Genomic DNA, 26290 nt, shown 5'->3' with positions numbered 1-26290 from the left:
AACGTTAATTCTTTATTTCTGAAGAATATTTAAGTCTGTGTATCGGTGCAATTCAACGTATACTATTTTCATCTTTCAGCTAGCTTAGACCCAGTCACTGAATATGCGATTAAAAATTTATACGCTGGCTTTGATTCCAGTCATTCTATTTCAAGGTTATGCCGTCAAAAAAAATACACCAAGATTGGCTGAACCCGAAGGAGAGCGCATTGGACAAAAAGGCGTGGGTAAGTCGCTTTCCTTGCTCATTTTGGGGGATTCAGCGGCGGCTGGTGTTGGTGTAAATGTTCAAGATGATGCCTTATTGGGTTCAATTTTAAAAGAACTGTCATCTGAGTTTAGTATTCAATTTTATTTACACGCAACGACGGGATTCACCACAGATCAGGTCATTCAGTCCATCCAAACGCTTGAGACACAGCATTTTGATGTAATCATTACTTCTGTGGGCGTAAATGACATTACAAAATTCACATCGCCGCAGGCTTGGATCGCAAAACAGAAGCAGCTTTATCAAATACTCAAACATAAGTTTAGTCCACAACTAACAATTGCATCTGGTGTTCCCCCGATGGATCAGTTTCCTGCACTTCCAAACCCACTTGCATGGTTGTTCGGTCAATATGCCAAAGCGATGAACTTAGAATTAGGCCAATTTGTCGCACAGCAAAAACAGATGGAGTGGATAGAGTACGATCTAAAGAAGTTTTTGACTTTAAACTTAGCTATGGCCAAAGACGGTTTCCACCCCAGCAAAGAAATTTATCAGTATTGGGGCAAACAAGTGGCTGAAAAAATACGCCAATCTTTTTAAAATGCAATAAAGACAAATTTTTATAGCTTATGACACATTCAGTTGAAATTGAAAAACATCCACTTAAACCTTTCCTTCCAGCTAATGCCAAATTATTAATGCTGGGCAGCTTTCCGCCGCCCAAGACTCGCTGGAAAATGGACTTTTACTATCCAAATTTTCAAAATGATATGTGGAAAATATTTGGTCTGTGTTTTTTCCAAGATAAAAATTATTTTCTCAATATCGAGCAGAAGACATTTAAAGAACAAAAGATCCGTACATTTTTAAATGAACGGGGCATTGCGATTTTTGATACGGCCTATGAAGTGATTCGCCAAAAAGGCAATGCTTCAGATAAGTTTTTGCATATTGTTACCCCAACCAATATACAACATTTACTTGAAAAAATGCCCGAATGTCATAGTGTGATGACGACTGGCGATAAAGCTACTGATACGCTCATGCTGTCTATGCCTACGGGTACGTTAAAACCACAAATTGGTATGAAGTCCGAGACACATTTTGCTGGGCGAGAGCTGAGGCTTTATCGGATGCCATCTTCTTCTCGTGCCTATCCTTTGGCTTTAGAGAAAAAAGCCGAGGCTTATTACAACTTATTTTCTGAAATAGGCTTACTTTAGGTCACTATTTGGATTATCCACATAACTGAATGTTCCAGCATTCGTAAATGGTTGGTCTACTTTAGTCTTCGTACTCAACATAGTCCCAGAGATTAAGCCGCGCTTTAATCTGTTTACGTAGTTGTGGCAGCATAGGAAATAATGTTCCATCAATCCATAGGCTGAGTGCACCTGCCGAAAGTGGTTGTTGCGATTCATCGATCAATTGTGCACCTTTCACCAAAACAAAAGTCTCTTCGCTTGCAGCTGTTTCGATCCCTTTAAACTGAACCAAAAGTTCATGGCCTGTATCTTGGATAAGCCACTCCAGTTCGATTTGGATATTTTGATTGGATTTTAAAACAACTTGTCCTTCAACCATGTCATTGTCACTCAAGCAGTCATGTTCAACACGCACTTTACTTAGAAACCATTCTTGTCGAGCAAGATCTTCTAGTGTTTTGTAGGGGGTTAAAATATTGCTGAGATTAAACTGACGACTTAAATCAAAAAATTGCATTACTAAACTTTGTAAAGGAGAGATAAAAAGAAGGGCTGCATGTTAAATCAAAGTGTGTACTGAGTAAAACCTTTCAAGCCCTTGAATGAATTTAGGTATGAAATCCAATTATTTTGTTCGAGTCTTATATTCAATGGCGTTTATTAAGAGTAGTAATAGCTAAAGCATTTTTAAGCTGAGCCTAAAAACAAACCAACTCAGCCTAAACAGAAAGCTATCTTGCATTAGAGAACATGGATAATGTCATTCACCTGTAATTACATCATCCATTCAATGGGGAGGTATGACACGGCTTTCATCATAAAACGCTGAAATTTTGTAGTTTCGGGTTCTTTTTGATGTTCAATGACAGTTCCATCTTTTTGATGTTCAAGCCAAATGATATCGCCTTGAGAGTTGAGTTTTAACTCATATGCAATATGCGGGAGAAATTCATCTAACTTGTGTGAGATTGCATTTTGCAATTGATCTGACTCCACCACTAAGCCCACTTCTGTATTTAAATGGGCTGAGCGCGGGTCAAAGTTAAACGAACCGACAAAGACCTTTCCATCTATATCAAAAAATTTGGCATGGAGCCGTGAGGAACTTCGACCTTTAGCTGGAATCACATGACCAGTTGCCACTTCATACCATGTGTATTTCTCTCGTTCGATATAGGGTTTAAACTCATATAATTTGACACCATTTTCGAGCAAGCCACGGCGATATTTTTTATAAAATGCATGCACAATGGCAACATCATTAGCCAATAACGAATTGGTTAAGACCCGAACTCGAGTTCCATTTTTTGCCAAATTGGAAAGGTAGTCAGCACCTGCTGTGGTTGGAACAAAATATGCGGAGACCAACTCCATATGCTTTTCAGGCTTGCCCATCAAATCGAACATTTGTTTGACAATGATTTCATCAGGCTTTGCTTCGCCGCGAATTTTATTGGGAGAATCGGCAATAAAATGAGCCTTTGCCCAGTTAACAGGATGTTTAGTTAGTTCTGAATCGACTTGTATCCGAGCCAAATCAATTTTCCGTTCAATCACATTTTTATCTAAGGCATCCGCTTCATAGTGCTGTTTTAATTGAGCCAGTTCTTCTTTTGTTCCACGACCGACTAATTGGGGAATTGTATAACTGAGATCATCATTCCAGAAACTTAGAAATACACTATTCGCATTTTCTACAGCTTGTCCATAAAACAAAATGTCCAAATCGGTAAATTGGAACTTTTCACTGGCATCAAAGTATTCACTGCTGATGTTACGACCACCAGTTACCGCAATTGCACCATCAGCAATGATCAGTTTGTTATGCATACGATGGTTAATGTGATTGAAGCGGAAAGCGTAATCAATCACACGTAAATGACGGTATTTGTAAGGATTAAATAATTTTATTTCAAAGTTGGGATGAGCGGTCAGCTTCTTGAAAGTTTCATCAAGTGCAGTACCGTTTTGGTCATCAATCAATAAACGTACTTTCACCCCACGATCCGCAGCATTCAGCAGTTCATGCAACATCATATGGCCTATAAAGTCATCTCCCCAAATATAGTATTGGACATCTAGACTGTGCTTGGCCTCCCGTATCAAGTGTAGGCGTGAGGCAATGCTCATAAATGCTTCGTCCAACGCCAAATAAGCCGTAAGCCCCTGTTTTTGCTGTGCAGATGCATCTTGACCCTTGAGCCAATGCTCTGCATATACCTCTACAGGGGCTGAAGGCTTAGCCTGATTAGGGGCGAGCTGGCATCCCGCGAGTGTTAAAACGGTGCTCAGCAAAATCAGCGGTCGACAATGAGTTGGTATCGCCATATTTCTTTTAAAGACCTAATTTTTATAAGTTATATATTTCACATGTTATAGGTTGAAACAGAGAATAAAAAGCGGTTACTGTAGCGCATCTGTTAAAGACCTGTTAAGTAAGGATAGCGAAAATGAAATCACGTGCAGCTGTTGCCTTTGGACCTGGACAACCTCTGGAAATTGTAGAAATTGATGTTGCTCCACCGCAAAAAGGTGAAGTTTTAGTCAAGATTACCCATACAGGTGTATGCCATACCGACGCATTTACTTTATCTGGTGATGATCCTGAAGGTGTTTTTCCAGCAGTTTTAGGTCATGAAGGTGCGGGTATCGTAGTTCAGGTCGGTGAAGGTGTAACCAGCGTTCAGCCGGGTGATCATGTTATTCCACTGTATACGGCTGAGTGTGGCGAGTGTTTATTCTGCCAGTCAGGCAAGACCAATCTATGTGTTGCAGTTCGAGCTACACAAGGTAAAGGTCTGATGCCAGATGGTACAACGCGTTTTTCTTATAATGGACAACCGATTTATCACTACATGGGCTGTTCAACCTTTTCTGAATATACCGTTGTCGCAGAAGTGTCTTTGGCTAAAATCAATCCAGATGCTAACCCTGAACACGTCTGTCTATTGGGTTGCGGCGTGACCACTGGTTTAGGTGCAGTCAAAAATACAGCTAAAGTACAAGAGGGTGATACCGTTGCAGTCTTTGGTTTAGGTGGTATTGGTCTAGCAGTTGTACAAGGTGCAAAAAAAGCCAAAGCCAGCCGTATTATTGCGGTTGATACGAACCCTGACAAATATAAATTAGCAGCAGAATTCGGAGCAACTGATTTTGTAAACCCAAAAGATCATGACCGTCCTGTACAAGAAGTCATTGTTGAAATGACTGGTTGGGGCGTTGATCACTCATTTGAATGTATTGGTAATACTAATGTCATGCGCTCAGCACTTGAATGTGCACACCGTGGTTGGGGACAGTCTGTGATTATTGGCGTGGCGGGTGCAGGCCAAGAGATTTCAACACGTCCATTCCAACTGGTCACTGGCCGTACTTGGAAAGGGACGGCTTTTGGTGGTGTAAAAGGTCGTTCACAACTGCCAGGTATGGTTGAAGAAGCAATGACTGGCGACATTCGTTTAGCTCCATTTGTTACGCATACCATGGGTCTCGACAAAATCAATGAAGCCTTTGACTTAATGCATGATGGAAAATCAATCCGTACTGTGATTCATTTTGAAGACTAATTCGCTGTAAGATGTTTAAAAAACCAAGCTGCGGCTTGGTTTTTTTGTTTTTGATTAGAAGAAAAGTGAATTGGCAGAACTGTTCATGTTGTTAGACAAAAATGATAAAAAATGTCAATTCGTTAGATTTTGTCCTTTTATGACATAGTCGAAAATAGGTTCTCACCTTATCTTGATGTCTCAATAATGCACACTTGTATAAAAATAAACTAAAGCAGAGGGTGACTATGGGAAAGCATGTTGAATACCGTCCTGAATGGGTACGTGAAGATTTCATTGATTTTCTGGCTGAAAAAGTAAATCCGCTATGGGCATGGAAAAAATCCAAAGCGCGGATTGTTGCAAAGCATCATTTGTCAGATGACTTTGTGCACATGCAGTTACAGCCAAATCATCATTTTAAAGCAACTGACTATCAAGCTGGGCAAAGCATTTTAGTGACGGTGCTCATTGGTGGTGTACGTTGGCAGCGCAGCTATTCGATTGTCGAGATTATAGAAAATGGCAATCTTGTGATTGCTGTCAAACAACAGGGCAAAGTCTCAAATGCGCTCACTCAACAGCCTGTAAAAAGTGTAGTTGAAATTTCCCAAACGCAGGGCGAATTTGTTTTGAAAACTCAGCCTCACTCTGCACTGATGATTGCCTCGGGAAGTGGTATTACCGCAATTTACGCATTGATTAAGGCTGCATTAAAACGCCCACAAACAGTTTCCAATATCGATTTAATTTACTTTACGCGGGATGATAGCTTTCATGCAGAACTGCAACAACTTACTGAACATTATCCGCAGTTTAAATACCATCATGTCAATACACGGACTCATAAACAACATCTGAGCCAAGAGTTGCTTAGCCAAAAGATTGAAGGTTTTGAACAACGTGAATGCTATGCTTGTGGTGCTACCAATATGATGCAAAGCCTGACAGAAATTTATCAGGCTTTAGACCTAGTTGACCATCTCCATACCGAATACTTTCAAATTGTTGTCGATCATACTCAGAGCGCTCAACTGGTCACGTTTCAACGTTCGCAGCAACAGTTTCAAGCTCAAAGTAATTTATTAGACAGTGCAGAACAGGCGGGTTTACGTCCCGCGCATGGCTGCCGTATGGGCATTTGTAATACTTGTTCATGTACCAAAGTTCAGGGTGTGGTGCGGAATCTGCTCACAGACGAGCTTGATCAAAACAATAACACACAAATTAAATTATGCATTTCACAGGCGGTTAGTCCTGTTGTGATCAACCTTTAAGAAGGTATAGATATGAATCTTCCCGTTTATTTTAGTGAAAGCAGTAAATCCAAATATTTAAGTGCTGCACAAATTGAAGAGTTTGGTGCGAAAGTTGAAGCGATCCGTCGTGAAGTGATGGAAAACCTCAATGAAAAAGATGCTCAGTATATTTACAAAATCCGAAATTTTGTGCGTTATAGCGAAATAAGCGCACGTGCAATGCTGATGTTTGCAGGATGGCTGCCTCCAGTATGGCTTTTGGGCACAGGTTTATTAGGGGTATCTAAAATCGTAGAAAATATGGAGCTTGGGCATAATGTCATGCATGGTCAGTTTGACTGGTTAAATGACCCGAGTCTCAATGGGACAAATTATGACTGGGATACTATGGCCACAGGCCCCGACTGGAAACATACGCATAATTATATCCACCATACCTACACCAATATTGTTGGTATGGATCATGATGTCGGCTATGGCTTAGTCCGTGTGAGCAATGCACAGGTCTGGGAACCTCGCTTTTTGTTGAATCTACCTTTAGCTGCACAATTGATGGTGTTTTTTGAGTGGTATGTTGGTATACAAAATCTGCATATAGAGGATGTGGTCGCCTATAAAACAAAAACTTGGCGCGAAGTTTGGGCAGAGTCATATGATTTTAGGCAGAAAATGAAACGCCAAGTGATTAAGGACTATGTCTTTTTCCCAATCATTGCTGGGCCAAATGCACTGCCAGTTTTTGCAGGAAATACGGTAGCCAATGTTATTCGTAGTTTATGGGCATCCGCGGTGATTTTTAATGGTCACTTTACCGAAGACGCTGAAAACTTTGAAATGGACAATATCGACAATGAAACACGGGCTGAGTGGTATCTGCGCCAAATTCGAGGCTCAAGTAATTTTAGTGGGACACAGGGCTTGCATATTTTAAGCGGGAACTTGAGTCATCAAATCGAACATCATCTTTTCCCTGACATGCCAGCCAATCGCTACGCACAAGTCGCGCCCAAAATTAAAGCACTGTGCGCAGAGTATGGAATTCATTACAATGAAGCGAGTTTTATCAAACAGTTTTCATCTGTTTGGGTGAAATTGGCTAAATACTCACTGCCAAATGAGTGTTATGAAAAAAGTGACCCTACACAGTCTTTTCTGAAACACAATCTGAGTTTATTGAAGAAAAAAATCTTTAAATCATAGCTCACAAGTATGTACCAAAGCAGAAGCCTTATTGGATAATATTGACCAATCAGGCTTCTGCTTTTTTTGCACAAAAGTAGGGCGTAAAATCCCTCTATATGATGTCTTTGTGTAAGTCGGATTAAATTTAATCATTATGTGAATAGTCGGCATTTACTTAAAATAAATTATTGTTAATATTGGTTTTTCAGTGAAAGTTGTTTAGCTTTGCTATGTCGCTCAAATACATGCTCATTTGCTATTGAAAACGGCTCTCAGTTATTTGTGTAATAGTTGCAATTTTTCATTGGTATACGCTTATATAAGTTGTATATGATGCATATTGTGATGGTAATCACGCAGCGTCATTATACTTATATTTACTTTTTTGTTTTTTCATTGTTTTTCATGACTTTGCTTGATTTCTTTTTTAAACAATATGTCTGGTTATGGACTAAACCAGCAAGTTTAAGTTGCAGATAATTATTATGTCTCGAACCCATTCACAGCCTAAGAATAAATCTAAAAATATTGCTTATGATCAACAGGCAGGAATGCGTTCTACTTCAAAAAAAACCACCATCTGATTGATACTATTCCTCAGCTTTTTTGGATTCATAATGAAGTCTGTAAATATATAAATTTACCCTTACGCAAGTATGTGGGAGGAATGGATTTATCTGCAGATAGCTTCAATTTGGTCGAATATATTCATCCAGAAGATGTGCCAGCATTAGATGAATTTTTGCATCAACCGATAATTGCCGAGCTCACATTTGAAAAAACCTGCCGTATTCGTAATCATCAGGGCCAGTATCATTGGTTCTTAGTCCAAGGTGAAATGGATCACTCGACGGCTGGATTTCAACTGAGTTGCACTGATATTCATCAGGGCATGAAAATTTATATCGAGTCTTTGGCGCTGTTACGTGCGCATTCGGATATGTTAAATGCCAGCGTAGACTGCATTATTGTGGTTGAGCCAGATGGCACGGTCACACATATGAATAAGTCGGCATGTGTCATGTTATTGGGAAGTGCAGATGTTAAGGACTTTGGTATGTCTTGGGTCGAACTTTTGCCTCCTGCGGTGCGTAAAAAAGCCAAAAAAGCATTGCATGATGCAGGCTAAGGCCAAATTTCCCGTTTTAACGGCATGAGTTTATCGGATGGTAAAGTTTATTATTGGGATAATGTTCTGACACCTATACTTGATGTTGACGGAAAGACCCAGAGTATTTTATGTGTTTCACGTGATATCACGCTGCAATATCTCACCGAACAAAAATTAAAACAAGGCAGTGAACGTGATGAGTTAACCGGTTTAAATAACCGACGTGCGTTTAAAGAAAAAATCAGAAAACTGTATAGCAGTGCACGTGATAAAAAACAAAAGTTAGCCGTCATGTTGATGGACTTAGATCACTTTAAAACCATCAATGACACACTGGGTTATGCGGCAGGTGACCACCTTTTAAGAATTTTATCGAAACGTTTAAAACAAATTTTAGAAGAGCGTGCTTTCTTGGCACGTCTTGGTGGGGATGAGTTTGGTGTGATTATTCCGAATGTGCAGGATATCGGTGAGCTCAATCAAATTGCCCAGCAGATTTTGCAACAACTAGAGATTCCCATCACATTTTCGGGTAACTACATCAATGGTGGTATGAGCATTGGATGTGGCCTCTATCCAGATGATGCCAATGACCTCAGTGAGTTACTCAAATGTGCCGACACAGCACTTAATGATGTTAAAGCACAAGGCCGTGGCGGTATGCGCATGTTTGATCAGGATATGTTTAATGCAGTACGGGAACAATCTGAACAACTGAATTGTGCGCACCAAATTATTCGTAATGTTGCCATCGAGGCTTTCTTTCAACCGAAAGTCTGTTTAGATTCAGAAAGAATTATCGGCTATGAAGCTCTCTTACGCTGGCGTGATGATCAGAATAACATTCAAAGTCCTGCACGAATTGCAGCAGCCTTTAATGATTATGAGTTATCCAGCCGTATTGGTGAGATTATGCAGCATCAGGTTTTTAAAAAAATTACTGAATGGCGTGCAAAAGGCTTACAAGTTGTGCCTATTTCAATTAATGCAGCACCTGTTGAGTTTATGCGTGATAATTTTGCAGAGATTTTTTTAAAACGTCTCAAAGCCTACCGCATCCCCTCGAAATTTGTTGAAATCGAAGTTACTGAATATCATTTGGCTGGACGCGGCTATGAATATGTGGTTCGTGCCTTAAAAAAACTCAAAGCAAATGGTGTGCGAATAGCGCTGGATGATTTTGGTACTGGGCATTCCTCTCTTACTCATTTACGTGAATATCCTGTTGATATTATTAAAGTTGATTGCTCTTTTGTGCAGCGTTTAAGTGATGATAAATCGATTTACGCCATTGTCGAAGGGTTAGCCAAACTTGGCCCGCTTTTATCAATGGATATCGTTGCTGAAGGGATTGAAACTGAAATGCAATTGCAGCTTTTAAGAGATATGGGCTGTCATATTGGGCAAGGTTATCTGTTTAGTCCACCTGTTTGTGCTCAGCAGGCAGAAATGCAGTTGCTAAAACTACACTAGGCATGGCTCTATATAGCGCCTGTTCTTATGAACTCAAACATGATTAGACCATTGAGTTAAAGGCGAAGGCAGTGGCTTAAACGGGATAGAACTGAATTTTTTGTATAAAAAAGTGTTGTAAAAGCAAAAAAATCAGCGTATTTTAAATTTCAGATAACATATTTTTGAAGATATAAAAATGTTAAAGCAACCTGTAATCTCTAACGCAAATTATTACTTTTGGCAATTTAGATAATTGCCTGAACGCGTTCGGGCATCAAAAGGTTGCCCACCTAGTTAATACCTGATCGGCAACCCTGATCAGGTTTTTTTATATCTCTGTTTTAATAAATTTTGGAGTACTTCATGAAAACAACTAGCTATTCATACTTTAGCAACTTTTATTGGTTTTACTTTAGTCAATTTATGACTTTAGCCCAGCAATCCATTAGACCCATAACGCTCAAATAAAAGATCGGACTGAGGACCACAGTCCAAAGGATACAAACCAATGAATGCTCTAAATACTGCATTACAAAGTACACAAACAACAGTTCAAGAAACACTTTTAAGTTTGCCGCAGCAACTCAAAGCGCAGTTGCCACTTTCAACGCCATTAAAACTACAAATTGCTGAACAGCGTCAAACCATTCAAAATATATTAGAAGGCAAAGACCATCGTTTAATGGTCATTACTGGCCCATGTTCCATCCATGACCCTATTGCGGTTTTAGAATACGCTGAAAAGTTAAAACAATTACAAACCAAAGTTTCAGATCAGATTTTCTTCGTAATGCGTGCTTATATTGAAAAACCACGGACTACAGTGGGTTGGAAAGGGTTTTTATACGATCCTCTACTCGATGGATCTTCCAATATGCAGTTGGGACTAGAACAGTCTCGAGCATTGTATTTAGCGATTATTGAAATGGGTTTGCCGATTGCTACAGAAATTTTAAGCCCGATGGCGACTGCTTATTTCGACGATCTGTTGGCGTGGGGAGCCATTGGTGCGCGTACCAGCGAGTCGCAGATTCACCGTGAAATTTCGAGTCATATGCCGTTCAGCATTGGTTTCAAAAATGGCACAGATGGCTCAATTCAAATTGCTCTGGATGCGATTCAGTCTGCATCAAACCCTCACCAGTTCATGGGAATTGGGCAGCAAGGCATGGCTTGTATGCTTCAGTCCCAAGGAAATCCGAAGCCACACTTGATTTTACGTGGTGCAAACTCGGGGCCTAACTATGCTTTAAACGATATTCGTCATATGCAAGATAAAGTCAAAGGTGAATTACCTGCTTTGGTTATAGACTGTAGTCATGGGAACAGTAGTAAAAATCCACTCAATCAACCTAATGTATTGCGTAGCATTGTTGCGGAACGTACGCAAAGCAATGTGTGTGGTGTCATGCTTGAAAGTCATTTGGTTGATGGTAATCAGAAAATTTCAGATGACATGGTCTATGGTCAGTCTGTTACCGATGGCTGTTTAGGCTGGGAAAAAACTGAGCAAGTACTCTTAGAGGTTGCCGACACATTACGCAGCCATGCCGTTCAACGGAGTGCTTAATCAACGCAACCAAAAAGACCTTTCAATGAAAGGTCTTTTTTTTGTGATGTAGTTCAATAAATAAAGATAATAAATTGAAAAATAAGCTAAAAGTCATTTATCAAACGATAAATTAGGTTGAGCTAGAGCAAAAACTTATGCAAAATCAGAAGCTTGAAAGAACACGATAAAAAATTGTATTTTGAATAAAAGAAATGCTTTTTAAAGTCAGCTATTTGCACGGCTTTGTTGCACAAACCTATCTGTAAAGGGTTTTTCAGCGATATAATTTTCAAATGAAGAAGCCTACACACAAAATCTACCGCACAACCAATTGGCCCGCATATAACCGAGCACTCATGAGTCGCGGAAATATTGCCATTTGGTTTGATCCTGCTACGCAATGGTATGCGCCATCAAAAGGCAAACAAGGGCGAAATCAAACCTACTCCGACGCAGCCATCCAATGCTGCTTAATGATTAAATCCTTATTCCGTCTGTCTTTACGTATGGTCACTGGCTTTGTGCAAAGTCTGATTAAACTTTGCGGATTAAATTGGATAGCTCCAGATTACACCACGCTTTGTAGAAGACAAAAGCATATTGATATTGTAATCAGCTACCAAAAAAGTAGCGATGGGCTGCATCTACTCGTAGACTCTACAGGCATGAAGTTTCTAGGTGAGGGCGAATGGAAACGCAAGAAACATGGATCTGAATATCGTCGCCAATGGCGTAAACTTCATATTGGTATAGATGCTAAAACCCTGCAAATACGAGCAGTTCAGCTTACAACCAATAATGTCAGTGATTCACAGGTGCTTGGTGATTTACTTAATCAGATTCCACAAGATGAGCGGATTGACTCTGTTTATACCGATGGAGCTTATGACACCAAGCAATGCCGTCAGGTCATTGCAGATCGGCAAGCGCATGCGGTGATTCCACCTAGAAAAAATGCGAAACCATGGAAAGATACAAAGAGTAGCTCGCTAGAGCGAAATGAATTACTTCGAATAATTAAACGTTTAGGCAGGACACTATGGAAAAAATGGTCAGGCTATCATCGGCGAAGTTTGGTTGAAACTAAGATGCATTGCATCAAATTATTAGGAGATAAACTCAGTGCAAGGAGTTTTGATAGCCAAGTGAATGAGATCCATGCACGTGTAGCAGTCCTTAACAGATTTACGGAATTAGGTCGACCACTTACCCAAGTTACGCCTTAAATTTGGCTCAATTAGGGGCGCTTTGCATTTCAAATCTTTGTGCAACAAAGCCCAATCAAGGTGCAATTGCTTATGAAGAGGCGCTACGAAATGCAGACTCGGTCAATGAATTACGTCTACAGATTAAATTAAAGAGTAGTCGTGCCAACCCGCAGTTAAGCTCAAATAGTGCTTTGTCTTTTGATCAAGCGATTGCTGAAAAAGCCAAAGACGCTGAAGAAGAGAAGGCCGACGCCTAATTTTCTGAGTCCGTATGTTCATTGCTATGCGCATACGGACTGATATTTTAAGCGGTTTTCTTTCTATTCGTGATAAAGGCATAGAACAATAAACTTAAAATGGTTGTCAGTGCACAGAATAAATAGGTGAAACTATAACCTTGCTTAGAAATGAGTAGACCCAACAATACAGAGCCAAGAGCAATACCTAAGTCATACATGGTAAAGAACGTGGAGGTCGCATGGCCAATCCGATGCTTTTCCGCACCTTGAATGGCTAAAGTTTGTAGACAAGGCTGTGCAGAACCAAAGCCCATGCCAACGCATACTGCCGCAACCAATAAACCCGTCAAAGATTGAATCTGACTGAGAATTACAAGTCCTAAGCTAAATAATATAATCGCTGGGTAAATCACATAACTTGCCCCACGACGGTCATAAACTTTGCCTGTAATCGGACGTAGGCTCATCATGGAAATCGCAAAGACGATAAAAAAACAAGCTCGCGTAGTTCAGCAGATGTTTAGACTCTGCATAAGTTGAAATGAACGACATGATACTGGCATAGGAAAAAGAAATGATCATGCCCATAATTGAAATATTCAAGGCTTTAGTTTCAACAAAGTCATGGATACTGAGCTTGCGCTTCACGGGTGGTGTCAATTTTTTGGTGGTCTGCTGAATGGGATAAAGAAACAAAACAAGAAACCGAGACAGACACTAAACGCTAAAATCCCTGCGACCATTGGATAGGATGCAGACTGGATCAGGGTTAAACCGAGGAATGGCCCAAGTACAATCCCCAGATTAATGGACATGACAAAATAGCCCATGCCTTCGCCTTTACGTTTTTCTGGAATAAACTCATTGACGATAGGTACGGCAACTGTGGTGACGATGCTGAACCAAATGCCATGTAGAAAACGAATCAGTAGTAACAGTTGTAAATTATCAGCAAACAAATAGGCCAAGGAAAACAAACAAAATAGGGCCTCTGCGATAAAAAGCGTTTTCTTATTGCCCAATTTTTCAATAATGAGTCCGCTAAAAGGGCGAACTGCGATAGACGATGCCATGAACAAAGTCATGGCTAAGCCTGCTTGTGCAAGGTTTCCTCCCAAATCATTCAAAATATAGATTGGGAGGATTGAAGTCTGTGCAAAGTAAAAGATGAACAAAAACAAATTGTTCGCTAAGCAAAGAATAAAAGACTTATTCCATAGTGATGATGTATTGAGAGCAGACATGCAGAACCCTTGGCTCGAAGATGAGGCCACAGAACGTGAACTGTTGTTATTATTTTATGCAAAAGCTAGGTCACGGCTGTGAAATTAGAACAACTAAATTATAGGATAATGCACGTGAAAAGTGTAATTATAGCGATAAATTCTTGTGTTTAATCGAGATTAATATATAAATATAGAGTGAATTTATCAAAATAAGAGTATATATGTAAAAAATCAGTCCGTAGACTGATTTTTTTGAGCCGTAAATATGAATACTAGGCTTATAGACCCGCTTCATAGGCTGTGCTTGAAAGGAGTTGTTCTACATCTGCGATATTGTCTGGTTTGATTTTATAAATCCAACCTTTACCATAAGGGTCATCATTGACGAAATCAGGATCATCTTCCAGATTGGCATTGATTTCTATTACGGTGCCAGAAACTGGTGCATGAATATCAGAAGCTGTTTTTACAGATTCAACCACACCCGCTTGTTCGCCCGCAGTGATTTGTTGACCAACTTCTGGTGTTTCAACATAGACTAAATCGCCTAAAGCATCCTGTGCATGGTCTGAAATACCAGTTACAACAAGATCACCTTCAATACGCACCCATTCATGTGTACTTGCATACTTCAATTCTGAAGGATGATTCATGAATAACTCCTTAAAATACAAAAATCATTTTTCGCATGATTTATACATGCTTTTCTATCAAAACAAAAGATCTATAAATACGGATCTTTACGCCAATTACTCGGGCTGCGTCCACTCCAACGCTTAAAGGCTCGGCTGAAATTTGCCACATCACTATATCCCAGTTCATCCGCAATTTGCTCTAAGCTATAGTCTGTACGTGACAAAAGTGACGTGGCATGACGGTAACGCACTTCATCCACAATGGTGGAAAAAGATGTGCTTTCAGCAGCCAGTTGGCGTTTCAGTGTTCGATCAGACATGTGTAAGAGGTCAGCCACATGCTCGATGCTTAAATAGTGTTGTTCTGAGCGCGTTAAAATGTCACGAACACGCATCGATAATCTTCGGCGTTCGCCCATGGCTGAGAGCTCAGCTTCACATTGATTAATGGCTATTTGGCTTGCAAGTGGGTCAGCATTGACCATTTTAAAGCCTAGATAATGCTTATCAAAACTCAAAAGTAAATGTGGTTGATCAAAGCGAACACTATGGTTAGGCAGCTTTGCACGATAGCGATCAAAGCCTTCAGGTTCTGGAAAATCAAAATCAATTTCCCCAGCCAGATTTTCAATGCCAGTGAGCGCTTTACTCATAGAAACAATGCCAAAAATAATACTGATCGCAATATCGGTACGCAACGGTTCTATATCGACATCACAGCGTAATTGTAAAGTCGCTTTTTCGCCAAAGGTGGAAAAGAAAAGCTGCAAAAAAGGCATGCGCAGTTGAATAAAGCGGTTAGCAAGTACCAAGGCTTCGCCAATATCATGAGTTGTCATAATGGCATAGCCAATGAAGCCATGAATTGAAATACGCATTTGTGTGCCCAGATGATAGCCAAGCGTGGGCTCACCAGTGAGACGGCTGGCCAACTTCACAAGTTCATTGGCGGTATGAACGGGTATGCGAAAGTCAGGCTCTGCGAGTTGTTCGCTTGTCAGTTGAAAAGGGGAAAATAGGGTCTCTGCGTTATAGCCCCAACGAGACACAACATCTAACAACAATAAGCCATAAACACCAGGAATTCCTTGATCTTGGCGAAGTGAAACTGTTTTCATGCGCGATCCATTGCATTTTTCTTTCTTTTCTGACTGAAGTTATATTGGCATGAATATTTCAAATTCATGGAGCATATTGTTGGACAATATGTTCCGAGCCTATAGCAATTCAGTATCCTTTTCATTTTTGATTTAGTGGAACGATATTATAAATATCATAAATTTCTGAGCAAAAATATAAGGCTCTCGATAAAAATCAGCACTTAGTAAATGATGCTAAAAATTAAGTAAAATCTTTTCAAAATCAGCACGCTAAAATCATTGATGATAATGATCTATGCGTGCTGAAAATGGAAAGTAAAATTAGGCTTCTTTCTTTTTAATCGGATGTTGTTCCGTTAAAAATCCGCCTGTTTGACGCTGCCAAAGGTGCGCATAGATACCATTTTTTTGAATCAGTTCTTCATGTGTCCCTTGTTCTGCAATACGACCTTCATCAAGCACGATCAAACGATCCATTTGAGCAATGGTTGAAAGACGGTGAGCAATCGCAATCACCGTTTTATCTTGCATTAAGTCATCAAGGCTAGATTGAATTGCAGCTTCAACTTCTGAGTCTAGGGCACTGGTGGCTTCATCTAAAATTAAGATTGGTGCATCTTTCAAGAACACACGAGCAATGGCGATTCGCTGGCGTTGGCCACCTGAAAGTTTCACCCCACGTTCACCAACATAGGCTTCATAACCTGATTTACCACGTAAGTCAGTCAGCTGAGGAATAAACTCTTCGGCTTTGGCTTTACGTACAGCAGCATACATTTCTTCATCACTGGCATTGGGACGGCCATATTTGATATTTTCTGCGACACTACGGTGTAGCAGGGAGGTGTCTTGAGTCACTAATGCAATATTACGACGTAAACTGTCTTGGGTGACATCTTCGATATTCTGTCCATCAATTAAAATTTCACCTTGTTTCAATTGATAAAAATGTAGCAATAGTTGAATCAGTGTTGATTTTCCTGCACCAGAGCGACCCACGATCCCAATTTTTTCACCAGCTCGGATGCGTAGGTTTAAATTGTCGATGACATTTTTACTGTTATACGCAAAAGTTACGTCTTTAAATTCGATCATGCCTTGTTTAACTTCAAGGTCTTTGGCATCAGGTTTGTCTTGAATCGTGATCGAACGACCGAGGGTTTTCATGCCATCTTGAATGGTGCCGACACTTTCAAAAAGTGCTGAGGTTTGCCACATTATAAATTCAGCAATACTGCTCAGTTTTAAAATCATAGCCGTTGCAGCAGCAATAACACCAAGTTCAACTCGCCCATTCATCCATAGCCAAACTGCAGTGCCCAATACGCCCGCGTACAGCACTATATTTAAAAACAGGATGCTGATTTCATACTTAGCACCTAAACGCATTTGTTTATAAACGGTGACCATGAACTCTTGCATCGAGGCTTTGGCATATAAGCTTTCTCGTCCTGCATGGGCAAAAAGCTTTACTGTTTGAATATTGGTATAGGCATCGGTAACACGGCCAGTCATCACAGCTCGGGCATCAGCCTGTTCATTTGAAACTTTGCTCAAACGTGGGATGAAGTAATACGCTGCACAGATAAACAAAGCTAACCAGACCAATAAAGGTAATATTAGGAGCGGGGAGATAGCGGCAAGCACCAGATTGACCGTGACAAAATAAATCAGCACATAAGCCAACATGTCACCCAAAATAACCCAAAACTCACGTATTGCCAGTGCAGTTTGCATGACTTTTGCGGAGAGTCTTCCTGCAAAATCATTATGAAAAAAGTCGAGACTTTGCTTCAACAGTAAATTATGAAAGCGCCAGCGCAGACGCATGGGAAAAGTGCTAAATAATATTTGGTGTTTAATAATCGACTGTAAACTGGCAAATAAAATATTGGCCAATAAAATACAGGGCTCTAGACTAGCAGATTTACACTTAATTTTACCTAATGAGGTTCCACAGCTCAGTTGCTAACTCATTAGGTTCCCTCATCCAACGCCATTCAGTTTCTTTAAGATGATAATCAAAGTACTCTTTTGATATGCCGTTAAACTTTGCTAGCCTTCTTTTACAAAAGCTCCAGAATGATTCTATTCCATTTATATGGCATTGTCCTCTAGCAAACTCATTTGCTCCGTGATTTACCCTAAAATGCTTTGAATAACCCACATCAACAAGACCATTATAGCCACGCCATCCATCACTATAAATCACACTCTCAAGTGAAACTTTACCAATGATAACCTCTTGTAAAGTCTTCATTTTACAGTCAGGTACGATTTCAGTATAGACGCGCCCATTACGTTCGAATATTCCAAACACTGGCTGTTTTAGAGTCCCACGACCACGCTTTAACTTTCCATGAAACCCACGTTGCCTTTTCGCTCCAAAATAGCTTTCATCTACTTCTATTGAACCAACAAACTTAGCTCTTAAATCTGTTTGATGATCATAGATAGTTTCTCTAAAAACCATGTACCAATAATTAATCGTATTACGATTTAAATTGAGTAATAAAGCTGTTTTGGAAGCAGGAATATCAACACAAAAGCATTGAATAATTTTTTTAATCTTGTAGTGACTTAATTTACTGTTTTCTATCATTATTCTAGACTAACATAATTATTCTGCTAGTCTAGAGCCAATACAGAATAACAGGACTAAATTTGAACCATGTTCTGCTAAAAATGTTTCTGGCTGGCTTTTACTGAGCCAGTTTACTAAGTCACCAATTTTGGCATAAAACAAGGCTTCAAAGCTGGCAGCACCAGCCGTGAATAAAATCAAAATCAGCAAATAGCCACGCACACCTTTAGCGGCCTGCCATACAAACGGAAAGAACGTGGTCGGTAAAGGTTGGTTTAAACCTTCTTCTGGATAGGGATCAACACGTTTTTCAAACCATTTGAACATGAATAAAACCTTCGGTGGTGTTTCAAAAAGTATGCTGAAAAAAACAATATGGCTTTTGATAAAATAGAGGTATGAAAATAACGCTACAAATCAAATGTCCTAACTGTCTAAGTAACAATATAAAGAGAAATGGCATCAAAGTAGATGGGAAACAAAACCATCAATGCAAAGATTGCAAACGTCAGTTTATTGGTGATCATGCATTAAGCTATCAAGGATGTAACTCAGGTATTACCGGCAAGATATTACATTTAATGGTCAGAGGAAGCGGTGTAAGAGATATTGCTGAAGTCGAGCGTATCAGCATTGGCAAGGTATTACGAACCTTAAGTGAATCGATCTATCAGATTCAGCCTAAACAAAGCCACTACGAATGTCTTGAAGTCGATGAACTTTGGACTTTTGTAGGGAATAAGAAAAATAAACAATGGCTTATTTATGCCTACCATCGAGAATCTGGAGAAATTGTTGCTTATGTTTGGGGTAAGCGGGATTTAGCAACGGTTCAACGTCTTAAAGCTAGACTTAAAAAGCTTGGGGTTCAATATGCTCGAATTGCGAGTGATCATTGGGATAGTTTTATTACAGCATTTCAATGTTGCAAGCAAGTGATCGGTAAGTTTTTTACCGTCGGTATTGAAGGTAACAATTGTAGAATTCGTCATCGAATCAGGCGTGGATTTAGGAGAAGTTGCAACTTTTCTAAAAAGCTCGAAAATCATTTTAAAGCCTTTGATTTGACTTTCTTTTACCTTAATAACGGATTTGTTTAACGCCAGCATACTTTTTGAAACACCACCAAACCTTCTAAAAATAAGCCATTTATGAGGTAATGACTTGTTTTATAAATAAGTAGAATTTGAAAATTTTAGCATGAAAAGACCTCAGTGGTCTGTGTAAATTGCGAGAGACTAAACGATGTTGTAGCAGTATTGATAGCAAGAAATGTAGATGAATAGATATAAAAGTCTGATATAGAGAAGAGTGATAAAAGGGAACCCAACCAAATGAATCCCCAAAGATGCTTTAAGCATTAGTTTGCTTGAGCTTCTGATGTCGCAACCGCATCAGATGCAGCGGCTTCTGAAGCAGGTGCTGCATTTTCAGTTGCAACAGCAGCTTGAGTGGTTTCTACAACTTGAGTTTCTGCTGCAAAAGAAGATGTCGCTACTACAGCTAAAAGGGCAGCACATAAAGATTTATTTAAAGTATTCATTTTAGAAAGTCTTACAAAGTGAAAAGGAGTGGCTAATTTAATGAAGAGAAAAGGTTGATATTGTGATATTGCGGTATTTTTCATGTAAATAATCACATAATTAACTTACATAATACACAACGTAAATAACACAGTTGTTGAGAAACTAATGTTATGTATTTTTATAATTTTTATTCTAGAGTTGGTAATTTAGAACGTATATTAAAATGCCTATTCTGCGTTTTTAAGACCTTAGTATGCTAAAACTGGAGTAGTTTTAGCATACCAAAGTGAAAAAATTACGGGTTTGATAGTGCGATTTGCATGTCATACCCCGATGGTGCTTGGTAAACTTTGAGACCAAATTCGGGAAGAATGGCGATTAAATGATCGAAAATATCTGATTGGATCGCTTCATAGTCTTTCCATGCAATTTGATTGCTAAATGCATAAATTTCCAGCGGCAAACCTTTTTCAGTCGGTTGTAGCTGACGCACGATTAAAGACTGATGTTTTGAAATGTTTGGATGCTGATTAAGGTACAGCTCAACATACGCACGGAAGGTCCCAATATTGGTTAAACGTCGCTGATTGCAAGGAGATGTATTGCTCAGTTTTTGATTAAACTCAACCAGCTCTGTACTTTTGTGATCCAGATATTGGTCTAATAATAAAAACTCTTTAAGTTTGCTTTGTTCTGCTTCAGACATAAAGTGAACGCTACTTTGGTCAATATAAAGTGAGCGTTTGATACGACGTACGCCTGCCTGTGACATACCACGCCAGTTTTTAAAAGTATCAGTGACCAATTTGTTGGTTGGAATCGTGGTAAAGGTTTTATCAAAGTTTTGTACGGTGATGGTATGTAATGACATATCAATGACATCACCGTCTGCATTCAGAGATGGCATTTCAATCCAATCCCCAATGCGAACCATGTCGTAGGATGAAATCTGAACAGAAGCCACCAAAGACAAAATGGTGTTTTGGAAGACCAACATCAGCACTGCCGCCATTGCACCAAAGCCCGCTAGCAAGGTGAAGACATCTTTTTTCAGGAAAGTTCCTAAGATCATCAAGCCACAAACGATGAAAATAATCAGTTTGATTAGCTGTAAATAGCCTTTGATGGGTTTATTTCTAGACTTTGGATTACGTTGATAAACCAAATTGAATATATTCAGTAATTCACCAATCGCAAGCGCAATGGTTAAGAAAATAAAGGCCTGTGCCGCCATTTGGACAAAGCTGACCATTTTCGCCGACAGGTGAGGAACGGTGACGATACCATTCATAATGACGATTGCTGGGACAATGTTCGCAATTCGGCGAATCACACTATGCTGCGACATGATGTCGTGATTGGCAAATTTTAGCTTAGTGATGAGATGCCGGATACCGCGAACAACAACATGCTTGGCAATAATATACGCCAGTATAGCCACTAGAATGAGTATGCAGAATCCTGTCAGCATTTCGATCCAAGGATACTGATCCGACCAGTCTTTTAAACTCTGTGTAAAATGAAAATTATCCAAAATGCGATCTTCTTTTGATTAAAACACTGCAAATAGTGTAATCAGCTCTACGAATTAAGCAAATTGTGTCACTAAGTTTATACATGTTTTCAACGACTTGTTTATTTACTCTCGTAGATTTATTTTTTAAATCGATATTTGAATGTCATGAAGCATAAATTGTTGATGGTCGGGATATGTCAGAGCAGTGGAATGGTAAATTAGTTTTATAATGAACTAGGAAACAACGAAGCTTCCAATATGGAAGCTTCTGATGGTTCAAATTACCACATGAGATCATCAGGGATCACGTACGCAGCGTATGGATCTTCCTCATCGGTGACAGCCTCATTTTTCTCTGAGGTATTTACAATAATAAAGCCTTCAAGTTTGGCATTAATACGATCAGCTAAAGCTTTAGGTAAGAAGGCATAACTTTCATGATCACGTGCAATCACGAGGCTACCAGCAACCAAGGCATTATAAATTTGTTGATTGATATATTGTTTTTTGATTTTGCCATCGTCAATAAACTGATAGGCCACGTCACCATCGGTATCCCGGATTTTATGCTGCGTGATCATTTGAATGATCGTCGCTTTGAGCTCTTTTTCTTGCAATATCGCTTTCTTCTCAAGTTCGATGGCTTGATCTTTGGCCTGTTTTTGCTGTTTGTCTTGTGCAATTTTTGCCTTGATCTCAGCTTCACTGCTTTGACCTGTTTTTTGCTCATGCACTGCTTGTTTAGAAAGTTTTTTGGCCTTTTTGTTGTCAACTAAACCGGCTTTGAGTAACTGAGCCTGTAATGCATTTTTTACCATAGCGAATTCCACAACTGCGTTTAAAAACGACGATAACGAAAGTAAATGATCCAATATACAACACTAAGGATCAAGCTTAATGCTGTTGGAACTAAAAAAGAATTGAGTTTTAAATAGGGATACATCCAACTTGCACAGAGTCCGCCGATCAAAAAGCCACTTAAAATCAAAAGATGTAAAACTACGCGCCGACGTTCAACCACGAGTCCGCGCACACGATAACCAAGCGCTAAGCCGAGGTCGGTAAGAACACCCGATAAATGTGTGGTGCGGATGATAGTGCCTTTATAATGGCTCACCATGGCATTTTGCACACCCATTGCGACGCAGGCCCACAGTAAAGCATAGCGTGGAAAATAAGGCAGAAAAAACCAGCACAGAAAAATAAAAAAAGCCACTAACGTGAGTGGTACACCATAGCGGCGTCCCAATCGAAAGTGACTATTTCCTAAAATTACACCGCTATAAAATGAACCGATGACATAGCAGACAGTTACTAATAGCAAATATAAAATGCTTTCGGGTTGCCAATGTACAAGCGACATCGCCAAAACACTTACATTACCAGTCATATGGGAAACAGACTGGTGTACAACAGTCACCAGTCCTAAGACATTAATCATTCCTGCATTGACTGCAAGAAAGAATGCCCCCAGTTGAATCCAAAGTGGTAAGTGTTGAAATGGCATAACTTCAAAAAAGAAATAATATACTGATTCTACAATATATTATTTTGAAGCGCGGTCAACTGCTGCAGTAAATAATACGTCAGTTGATGAGTTCAATGCGGTTTCAGTAGAGTCTTGTAGTACGCTAATCACCATACCAATTGCAACCACTTGCATTGAAATATCAGATGAAATACCAAACAGTCCACACGCAACAGGGATCAACAACAAAGAACCACCTGCAACACCAGAAGCACCACAAGCTGAAACTGTTGCAAGCACAGATAAAATCATCATGGTGGTAAAGTCAACATTAAGACCTAGCGTATTGACTGCTGCCAGTGTAAGCACAGTAATAGTCACTGAGGCGCCGGCCATGTTAATGGTCGCACCCAGTGGAATGGCAACGCTCGCTGTAGATTCAGGAACACCCAAACGTTTTGCAAGATCTAAGTTCACAGGAATGTTCGCAGCAGAACTACGTGTGAAGAAAGCGGTGATACCACTTTCACGTAAACATTGAAATACCAATGGATACGGATTGCTACGTGTTACCACAGCAACCATAAGCGGGTTGATGACTAAGGCAACGAAAGCCATTGTGCCGAGTAAGACAGCCAATAAGTGTGCATAGCTTGCTAATGTGCTTAAACCTGTTTCTGCAAACGTTACAGCCACCAGACCGAAAATACCGATAGGCGCAAAGTTAATCACCAAACGAATCACGCTATTTACTGCGTGTGCAGTATCATTGAGTAAGTCTTTGGTGGAGTCTTTGGCATGACGGAACGCAGCACCCAAGGCTACAGCCCACGCCAAAATACCAATGAAGTTTGCTTCACTAATAGCAGTCACAGGGTTAGCAATAAAGCTCAGCAGTAGGTTCTTAAAGATTTCAATCAAGCTACTAGGTGCTTGTAAGTCAGTATTTGCAGGCAAGTTTAAGAACAAAGTACTTGGGAAAATAATGCTGACCGCAACTGCTGCAAAAGCTGCCAGTAACATACCCACTGCATACATGATGATGATGGGACGCAGATTCGCACTATGACCCACTTTAAAATTTGCAATAGAAGCAAGAACCAAGACAAATACAAGTACAGGCGCGACAGATTTTAACGCTTTAATAAATAAGTCGCCTAGCAGGCTCAAATAAGGTGCAACGCCCGGGAAAACGAGGGCCACACTAATACCCAAAATAATGGCAATGATAATTCGAGTAACTAGACTCATTCGCGCTAAAACAGAAAACATAGAGGCGCCTTGTTGAAATTACGAGGACAAAATACGGATTTTAAGTGCGCCATTTTATACCTAATTTGCTAACTGACTGAAAAATATTTAAATATAAAAATTAAGTTATTGTAATTTCAGTTTTTATTATTTATTTTAATTCATAAAAATGACATATTTAATGGATTTTTATCATAAATGCCTGCTTGATATTTCTCACTATATTAAAAAAGTACAAGCAAGCACTCTGTCTCTTATGAGGTTTTAAGCAGCTGAGGGGAAAGGGTTTGAATGGCTTGATAGTGAGTTAAAAAGACATTCCCACTCAAATGTTTCAATAGTTTTGAGCTTTGCAGTCGATCCATCACAGGGCCTTTAACTTCGGACAAATGCAGTTGAATATTTTGCTTGGCCAATTCTAGATTAATATCTTCCAGCATTTCTAAAGCACTCAAGTCGATACTACTCACACTGGAGCAATTAATCACCACATGGGCTAACTCAGGTTGTTGGCTCACGGCATTGATCAGCTCGCCTTTGAATATATTGGCATTTAAGAAGGTTAGGCTTTCATCTATACGCATTGACAGTACTTGTGCCGTCGTCTGAACTTGATGGCGTTCAACATTGCGAAAATGTTGCGTCCCCTCGACCAAGCCAATCACAGCAATATGTGGTCGGCTAATCCGCCAAAGCAACAAAATAAAGGTTGAGATCATGCCAATGATCAGGCCAGTTGAAATATCGATACAGACAACACCAAAAAAGGTAATCCACATCGCGATACCATCTGCTTTGGAATACTTCCATGCTTCGATGAAGGGTTTAAAGTCCACAAGTTTCCATATGGAGACGATGATCGTTGCAGCCAAAATAGCTAAAGGAAGGTCCTGAAAGAAACCTGTAAAGTATAAGCTCACTACAATAATCAACAGCGAAGAGAGCACACCCGCCATAGGGGTCTGAGCGCCTGCATCTGCATTTACAACAGTACGAGAAAGGCTGCCTGTTACAGGAAAGGCCGAACTGAAACCTGCACTGATATTGGCTAACCCCAAAGCAATAAGTTCTTGGTTGCTGTTGAGTTGGCTTCGGTTTTGTAAAGCCGTGGCTTGAGCAATGGAAAGTGATTCAACAAAACTGATCATCGCGATCATGGTTGCGCCTGGCAAAAGTTGCAGAACTAAAGTCCAGTTCCAATATGGCATATCGAGTGGAGGCATACCAGATGGAATGATTCCGACGGTTTTGATTCCAAGCGTTTGCAGTTGGAAAAAATAGACCAAGGCAATCGAGGCAACCACTAAAAATAAAGGAATAGTACGCGAAAGCAATATGGTCGATCCGAACCAACCCTTTAAGGTCTTAGTATTCAGCAGCTTTGGTACATAAATTAAAAATGCGATTGCACACAGTCCAAACAACAGCGTACCTATGTGAGTTAAACTGATGTATTGCCAAACACTTACCACAAACTCGGGGATATTATTGGCTTTTAAAGGCAGATCGACAATAAACTTCAACTGACCCAACGCAATCAGCAAAGCAGATGCAATAATGAAACTTTGGATGACGGGGTGGCTAATCAGTTGGATGAGGAAACCAAAGCGAAATAAACCCAACAGCAGGGAAATGACACCGACCATCAGGGCTAATAAACATGCCGCTTGTATATAAACTGGTGAACCAACTTCAAACATCGAGTTCAAAGTCGCAAAGGTCATCATCGAAATGATGGCAACAGGGCCAATAGAAAGTGTGGGACTACCACCAACGATGGCATAAATAATCATTGGGATAATGCTGGCATAGAGCCCAGTGATTGGCGGTAAGCCTGCCAACATGGCATAGGCCATGCCTTGAGGAACCAACATGGCAATGACGATAAAAGATGCAAGTAAATCTGACTTAAACGTAGGCGTGTCATAGTTCTTGAGCCATTGCCATGCGGGTAGATAATGGCTTAGACGACGATTCCAATCAGACATAAAAAAATCTAAATCACAAATTTAGA

General features: G+C 39.9%; 21 protein-coding genes and 4 pseudogenes. 11 read left to right on the top strand and 14 right to left on the bottom strand.

Features of this window, described 5'->3' with window-relative positions; genetic code table 11:
• Nucleotides 1–103 precede the first annotated feature (103 nt).
• Together HUK62_RS09265 and HUK62_RS09260 are read left to right on the top strand one after the other, a co-directional pair.
• Nucleotides 104–814 carry an SGNH/GDSL hydrolase family protein gene (locus tag HUK62_RS09265; RefSeq protein WP_125280106.1) on the top strand — a complete coding sequence of 237 codons (711 nt, stop codon included), beginning with the start codon at nucleotides 104–106 and terminating at the stop codon, nucleotides 812–814.
• Nucleotides 815–843: 29 nt separating this feature from the next.
• Complete coding sequence (locus HUK62_RS09260) at nucleotides 844–1437, top strand: uracil-DNA glycosylase family protein (protein ID WP_004693262.1); 594 nt, start codon at nucleotides 844–846, stop codon at nucleotides 1435–1437.
• Nucleotides 1438–1498: 61 nt separating this feature from the next.
• Here the strand turns inward: HUK62_RS09260 and HUK62_RS09255 are convergent, their stop codons facing one another.
• On the bottom strand, nucleotides 1499–1936 hold the full coding sequence (locus HUK62_RS09255; protein WP_035326816.1) for a hypothetical protein: 438 nt from the start codon (nucleotides 1934–1936) through the stop codon (nucleotides 1499–1501).
• Nucleotides 1937–2193: 257 nt separating this feature from the next.
• Nucleotides 2194–3747 (bottom strand): phospholipase D family protein, encoded by a 1554-nt coding sequence (locus tag HUK62_RS09250; RefSeq protein ID WP_176537705.1) that lies wholly within the window; start codon nucleotides 3745–3747, stop codon nucleotides 2194–2196.
• Nucleotides 3748–3869: 122 nt separating this feature from the next.
• Between HUK62_RS09250 and HUK62_RS09245 the strand changes: the two genes are divergently transcribed.
• The 8 genes and pseudogenes from HUK62_RS09245 to HUK62_RS09215 all read left to right on the top strand — a co-directional run.
• A complete protein-coding gene (locus HUK62_RS09245) occupies nucleotides 3870–4985 on the top strand; it encodes an S-(hydroxymethyl)glutathione dehydrogenase/class III alcohol dehydrogenase (protein ID WP_087013053.1) in 1116 nt (371 codons plus the stop codon).
• A 227-nt stretch (nucleotides 4986–5212) separates the two neighbouring features.
• Nucleotides 5213–6241 carry an iron-sulfur cluster-binding domain-containing protein gene (locus HUK62_RS09240; RefSeq protein ID WP_176537704.1) on the top strand — a complete coding sequence of 343 codons (1029 nt, stop codon included), beginning with the start codon at nucleotides 5213–5215 and terminating at the stop codon, nucleotides 6239–6241.
• Nucleotides 6242–6253: 12 nt separating this feature from the next.
• Nucleotides 6254–7423, top strand: a complete 1170-nt coding sequence (locus HUK62_RS09235; RefSeq protein ID WP_176537703.1) for an acyl-CoA desaturase — start codon at nucleotides 6254–6256, stop codon at nucleotides 7421–7423.
• A gap of 649 nt (nucleotides 7424–8072) precedes the next feature.
• Nucleotides 8073–8534, top strand: a complete 462-nt coding sequence (locus tag HUK62_RS19040) for a PAS domain-containing protein (RefSeq protein WP_004693250.1) — start codon at nucleotides 8073–8075, stop codon at nucleotides 8532–8534.
• A gap of 24 nt (nucleotides 8535–8558) precedes the next feature.
• Nucleotides 8559–9989: an EAL domain-containing protein gene (locus HUK62_RS09230; protein ID WP_228723675.1), complete on the top strand. Its 1431-nt coding sequence runs from the start codon at nucleotides 8559–8561 to the stop codon at nucleotides 9987–9989.
• Nucleotides 9990–10479: 490 nt separating this feature from the next.
• Nucleotides 10480–11541, top strand: coding sequence for a 3-deoxy-7-phosphoheptulonate synthase (locus tag HUK62_RS09225; RefSeq protein WP_176537702.1), 1062 nt, complete (start codon nucleotides 10480–10482; stop codon nucleotides 11539–11541).
• A gap of 275 nt (nucleotides 11542–11816) precedes the next feature.
• Nucleotides 11817–12749, top strand: a complete 933-nt coding sequence (locus tag HUK62_RS09220; RefSeq protein WP_176537701.1) for an IS5 family transposase — start codon at nucleotides 11817–11819, stop codon at nucleotides 12747–12749.
• Between the two features lie 53 nt (nucleotides 12750–12802).
• Nucleotides 12803–12988 (top strand): annotated as a pseudogene (locus HUK62_RS09215) (type IV pili twitching motility protein PilT); the annotation flags it as partial.
• Between the two features lie 47 nt (nucleotides 12989–13035).
• Here the strand turns inward: HUK62_RS09215 and HUK62_RS09210 are convergent.
• From HUK62_RS09210 to HUK62_RS09185, 6 genes and pseudogenes are all read right to left on the bottom strand, one after another.
• A pseudogene (locus HUK62_RS09210) lies at nucleotides 13036–14214 on the bottom strand (MFS transporter).
• Between the two features lie 260 nt (nucleotides 14215–14474).
• Nucleotides 14475–14849 carry a glycine cleavage system protein GcvH gene (gene gcvH, locus HUK62_RS09205; protein WP_176537700.1) on the bottom strand — a complete coding sequence of 125 codons (375 nt, stop codon included), beginning with the start codon at nucleotides 14847–14849 and terminating at the stop codon, nucleotides 14475–14477.
• Between the two features lie 71 nt (nucleotides 14850–14920).
• A complete protein-coding gene (locus HUK62_RS09200) occupies nucleotides 14921–15949 on the bottom strand; it encodes an AraC family transcriptional regulator (RefSeq protein WP_004979806.1) in 1029 nt (342 codons plus the stop codon).
• Nucleotides 15950–16252: 303 nt separating this feature from the next.
• Nucleotides 16253–17809, bottom strand: a pseudogene (locus HUK62_RS09195) (ABC transporter ATP-binding protein); the annotation flags it as partial.
• Between the two features lie 61 nt (nucleotides 17810–17870).
• Nucleotides 17871–18533, bottom strand: a complete 663-nt coding sequence (locus tag HUK62_RS09190; RefSeq protein WP_176537699.1) for an IS1595-like element ISAcra1 family transposase — start codon at nucleotides 18531–18533, stop codon at nucleotides 17871–17873.
• 39 nt (nucleotides 18534–18572) lie between these two features.
• Nucleotides 18573–18842, bottom strand: a pseudogene (locus HUK62_RS09185) (multidrug ABC transporter ATP-binding protein); the annotation flags it as partial.
• Nucleotides 18843–18913: 71 nt separating this feature from the next.
• Here HUK62_RS09185 and HUK62_RS09180 point away from each other — a divergent pair.
• A complete protein-coding gene (locus tag HUK62_RS09180) occupies nucleotides 18914–19615 on the top strand; it encodes an IS1 family transposase (RefSeq protein ID WP_176537698.1) in 702 nt (233 codons plus the stop codon).
• A gap of 260 nt (nucleotides 19616–19875) precedes the next feature.
• On the opposite strand, the gene HUK62_RS09175 is transcribed toward HUK62_RS09180, so the two are convergent.
• The 6 genes from HUK62_RS09175 to sulP form a co-directional block, all read right to left on the bottom strand.
• On the bottom strand, nucleotides 19876–20142 hold the full coding sequence (locus HUK62_RS09175; RefSeq protein WP_176537697.1) for a hypothetical protein: 267 nt from the start codon (nucleotides 20140–20142) through the stop codon (nucleotides 19876–19878).
• A 194-nt stretch (nucleotides 20143–20336) separates the two neighbouring features.
• Nucleotides 20337–21575: a mechanosensitive ion channel domain-containing protein gene (locus HUK62_RS09170; RefSeq protein WP_176537696.1), complete on the bottom strand. Its 1239-nt coding sequence runs from the start codon at nucleotides 21573–21575 to the stop codon at nucleotides 20337–20339.
• A gap of 263 nt (nucleotides 21576–21838) precedes the next feature.
• Nucleotides 21839–22375, bottom strand: coding sequence for a DUF2058 domain-containing protein (locus HUK62_RS09165; protein ID WP_004693234.1), 537 nt, complete (start codon nucleotides 22373–22375; stop codon nucleotides 21839–21841).
• 20 nt (nucleotides 22376–22395) lie between these two features.
• Nucleotides 22396–23064, bottom strand: coding sequence for a YoaK family protein (locus HUK62_RS09160; protein WP_176537695.1), 669 nt, complete (start codon nucleotides 23062–23064; stop codon nucleotides 22396–22398).
• A 39-nt stretch (nucleotides 23065–23103) separates the two neighbouring features.
• Complete coding sequence (gene sstT / locus HUK62_RS09155) at nucleotides 23104–24297, bottom strand: serine/threonine transporter SstT (protein ID WP_176537694.1); 1194 nt, start codon at nucleotides 24295–24297, stop codon at nucleotides 23104–23106.
• A 233-nt stretch (nucleotides 24298–24530) separates the two neighbouring features.
• Nucleotides 24531–26264: a sulfate permease gene (gene sulP / locus HUK62_RS09150; RefSeq protein WP_176537693.1), complete on the bottom strand. Its 1734-nt coding sequence runs from the start codon at nucleotides 26262–26264 to the stop codon at nucleotides 24531–24533.
• Nucleotides 26265–26290 lie beyond the last annotated feature (26 nt).

Source organism: Acinetobacter sp. NEB 394 (assembly GCF_013374795.1).
Taxonomy (GTDB): domain Bacteria; phylum Pseudomonadota; class Gammaproteobacteria; order Pseudomonadales; family Moraxellaceae; genus Acinetobacter; species Acinetobacter johnsonii.
The sequence above is the reverse complement of the archived record's forward strand: the minus strand, read 5'-3'. Positions and strand labels throughout refer to the sequence as shown.